This window comes from Elstera litoralis, from assembly GCF_000963705.1.
In the GTDB taxonomy this organism is placed as follows: domain Bacteria; phylum Pseudomonadota; class Alphaproteobacteria; order Elsterales; family Elsteraceae; genus Elstera; species Elstera litoralis.
The window spans coordinates 1-2367 of record NZ_LAJY01000614.1 but is presented as its reverse complement, the minus strand read 5'-3'; the positions used below and the strand labels follow the sequence as shown (position 1 = coordinate 2367).

Here is a 2367-nt window from a genome sequence, read left to right as displayed (position 1 = left end):
GGACGCTGGCCGGGGGGCGATTGTCGCAGCCTGGCACTTTGGGCCGAAATGGGGCTCGCCGTCGCCCTCGGCGACGCGGCGTGGTTCTGTATTAGCTGACCAAGGCCCGGCAGCGGGCGATCACCGCGTCGAACATCGCCTCGGTCAGGCGGCCCGTATTCGTATTGTAGCGTGAGCAATGGTAGCTATCGATCAGCGTGCGGCCATCGGGCAAGGCGTGTTCCGCACCGTGACCGAACTTAAAACGGGCGACGGGAATGCCCAAGGCGCGCAACACGCTTTGATGGGCAATGGTTCCCAACGCCAGAATTACCCCGTGGCGCGACTGCGCCGCAAGCTCGGTGATGAGAAACGGACGGCAGCGATTGATCTCGTCGGGGGTCGGTTTATTTTCCGGCGGCACGCAGCGCACGGCATTGGCAATGCGGCAGTTGACGAGCTGCATCCCGTCTTTGGGCGTGCGGCCATAAGTACCGGTGGCGAAACCGTGGCGCAGTAGGGCCGCATAGAGCGTGTCCCCCGCATAATCGCCGGTGAAGGGCCGTCCGGTCTGGTTAGCGCCCTTCAGACCGGGGGCGAGGCCGGTGATGAATAGCCCCGCGCCCTCCGGTCCCCAACTGGGAACCGGCCCATTGAAAAAGCTGGGATAGGCTACGGCATTGGCTGCCCGAAACCCGGCAAGGCGCGGGCAAATCGGGCAGTCATGGGCCGGTGAGGGAAGCGCCATCGGAAGAAACTAGGGCGATTAGCTCTGTTCTTCGGCTTCCGGGGCGTCGTCGGGCTGATCCGACTGGGCCGGGCGGCGCAGGAACTGCGGGGTATCGTCGCGGAACCCGGCGGGCGACGGCGAGGCGTAATTATCGCGCGGCTCACGCGGGCCGGAATAGGCTCGGGCGATATAGGGAGCGAGGTCTTGCAACTCGCAGAAAATATCGCACTGGCGGCGCAATTCGTCGGCCACCATCGGCGGAGTCGAGCGGATCGTCGAGACGATGGTGACGCGCTTGCCCTTGCTTTGCACGGCTTCGACCAAGCGGCGGAAATCGCCATCGCCGGAGAAAATAACGATATGATCGAGATGATTGACCATCTCCATCACGTCAATCGCAAGCTCGATATCCATATTGCCCTTGACCTTCCGGCGGCCAAACGCATCGGTATATTCTTTAGTCGGCTTCGTAATCATCGCGTAGCCGTTATAATCCAGCCAATCGACCAGCGGACGGATCGGCGAATATTCCTGATCTTCCATCAGGGCGGTATAATAGAATGCCCGGATCATATGGGCTTTGGTTTGGAACAGTTGCAACAGCTTGCGATAATCGATATCGAACCCCAGCGCGCGGGCCGCAGCATAAAGGTTAGCGCCATCGATGAAGAGCGCAATGCGCTCCTGCGGATAAAAATGCATATTGGCTCACTCCACCAAAAAACAATTCAAATGTGGTCAGAGGTTTTAACAACCTGACAGATTTAGACAAATGGGGTTGCGCACCGGGGCGGCAAGCCCTTATCGATGCCTTCCTTTATGACAGGTGCGCCATGACCGCAACAGAGAAATCCATTCTGATTGCCTTGGGATCGAATTTATCCCATCCGACCTGGGGCAACCCCCCGGCAATTCTGGCGGCTGCCATTGAAATGCTTGCGCGGGCGGAAGTTTCGACTCGGCGTTGCTCCTCCATCTGGCGCTCGGCGGCGTGGCCGAACCCCGCCGATCCGCCCTATGCGAATGCCGTGATTGCGGTCGAAACCGCCCTGTCGCCGGTCGAGCTTCTGGCGCTGCTGCACCGGATCGAAACCGCTTTCGGGCGCGAACGCGGCGCGCTCAATGCCCCGCGCACGCTCGATCTCGATCTCATCGCCTACGGGAATCTCGTGCGCGATGGGGCGGACGGCCCGCAGCTCCCCCATCCGCGCGCGCAAGATCGCGCCTTCGTGCTGCGCCCCCTGGCGGAGGTTGCCCCCGCCTGGCGGCATCCGATAAGCGGAACAGGGATTGCGGAACTGCTGGCAGCCCTACCCGCCGATCAAACCTGTGGGCTTTGGGACGCTTAACGGTGGAATCCGTGAGAATCACTGCCGCAATGCAAAACCTATTCTTGCCTTTGTCAAGAGGGGTTTTTATAGTGCGCGCTTGACTTCGCCCCCCGGCTTACCGGGTGGCTTGCTTTACGCGAAGGATTATCATGGCCCGCGTTACCGTTGAAGATTGCGTTCAAAGGGTTCCCAATCGGTTTGAACTGGTGATGCTCGCCGCCCAGCGCGCGCGGGATATTGCCAGCGGTATGCCGATTTCCATCGAGCGCGATAATGACAAGAACCCCGTCATTGCCTTGCGCGAGATTGCCGAAGAAAAGCTGGATA

4 protein-coding genes are annotated in these 2367 nt (G+C 60.4%); 2 read left to right on the top strand and 2 right to left on the bottom strand.

What is annotated here, in order from left to right:
* Positions 1–91 precede the first annotated feature (91 nt).
* Together VZ95_RS18250 and VZ95_RS18245 are read right to left on the bottom strand one after the other, a co-directional pair.
* On the bottom strand, positions 92–727 hold the full coding sequence (locus VZ95_RS18250) for a uracil-DNA glycosylase (RefSeq protein WP_045777126.1): 636 nt from the start codon (positions 725–727) through the stop codon (positions 92–94).
* Between the two features lie 18 nt (positions 728–745).
* On the bottom strand, positions 746–1411 hold the full coding sequence (locus VZ95_RS18245; protein ID WP_084627906.1) for a LabA-like NYN domain-containing protein: 666 nt from the start codon (positions 1409–1411) through the stop codon (positions 746–748).
* 131 nt (positions 1412–1542) lie between these two features.
* Between VZ95_RS18245 and folK the strand changes: the two genes are divergently transcribed.
* Both folK and rpoZ read left to right on the top strand, forming a co-directional pair.
* Complete coding sequence (gene folK / locus VZ95_RS18240) at positions 1543–2058, top strand: 2-amino-4-hydroxy-6-hydroxymethyldihydropteridine diphosphokinase (RefSeq protein ID WP_045777125.1); 516 nt, start codon at positions 1543–1545, stop codon at positions 2056–2058.
* A 131-nt stretch (positions 2059–2189) separates the two neighbouring features.
* The coding region (gene rpoZ / locus VZ95_RS18235; RefSeq protein WP_045777124.1) for a DNA-directed RNA polymerase subunit omega at positions 2190–2367 on the top strand (178 nt) is incomplete at its 3' end.

Coding starts and splice junctions, on each gene's coding strand:
- VZ95_RS18250 (WP_045777126.1), bottom strand. CDS start 727: ATGGCGCTTCCCTCACCGGCCCATGACTGCCCGATTTGCCCGCGCCTT.
- VZ95_RS18245 (WP_084627906.1), bottom strand. CDS start 1,411: ATGCATTTTTATCCGCAGGAGCGCATTGCGCTCTTCATCGATGGCGCT.
- folK (WP_045777125.1), top strand. CDS start 1,543: ATGACCGCAACAGAGAAATCCATTCTGATTGCCTTGGGATCGAATTTA.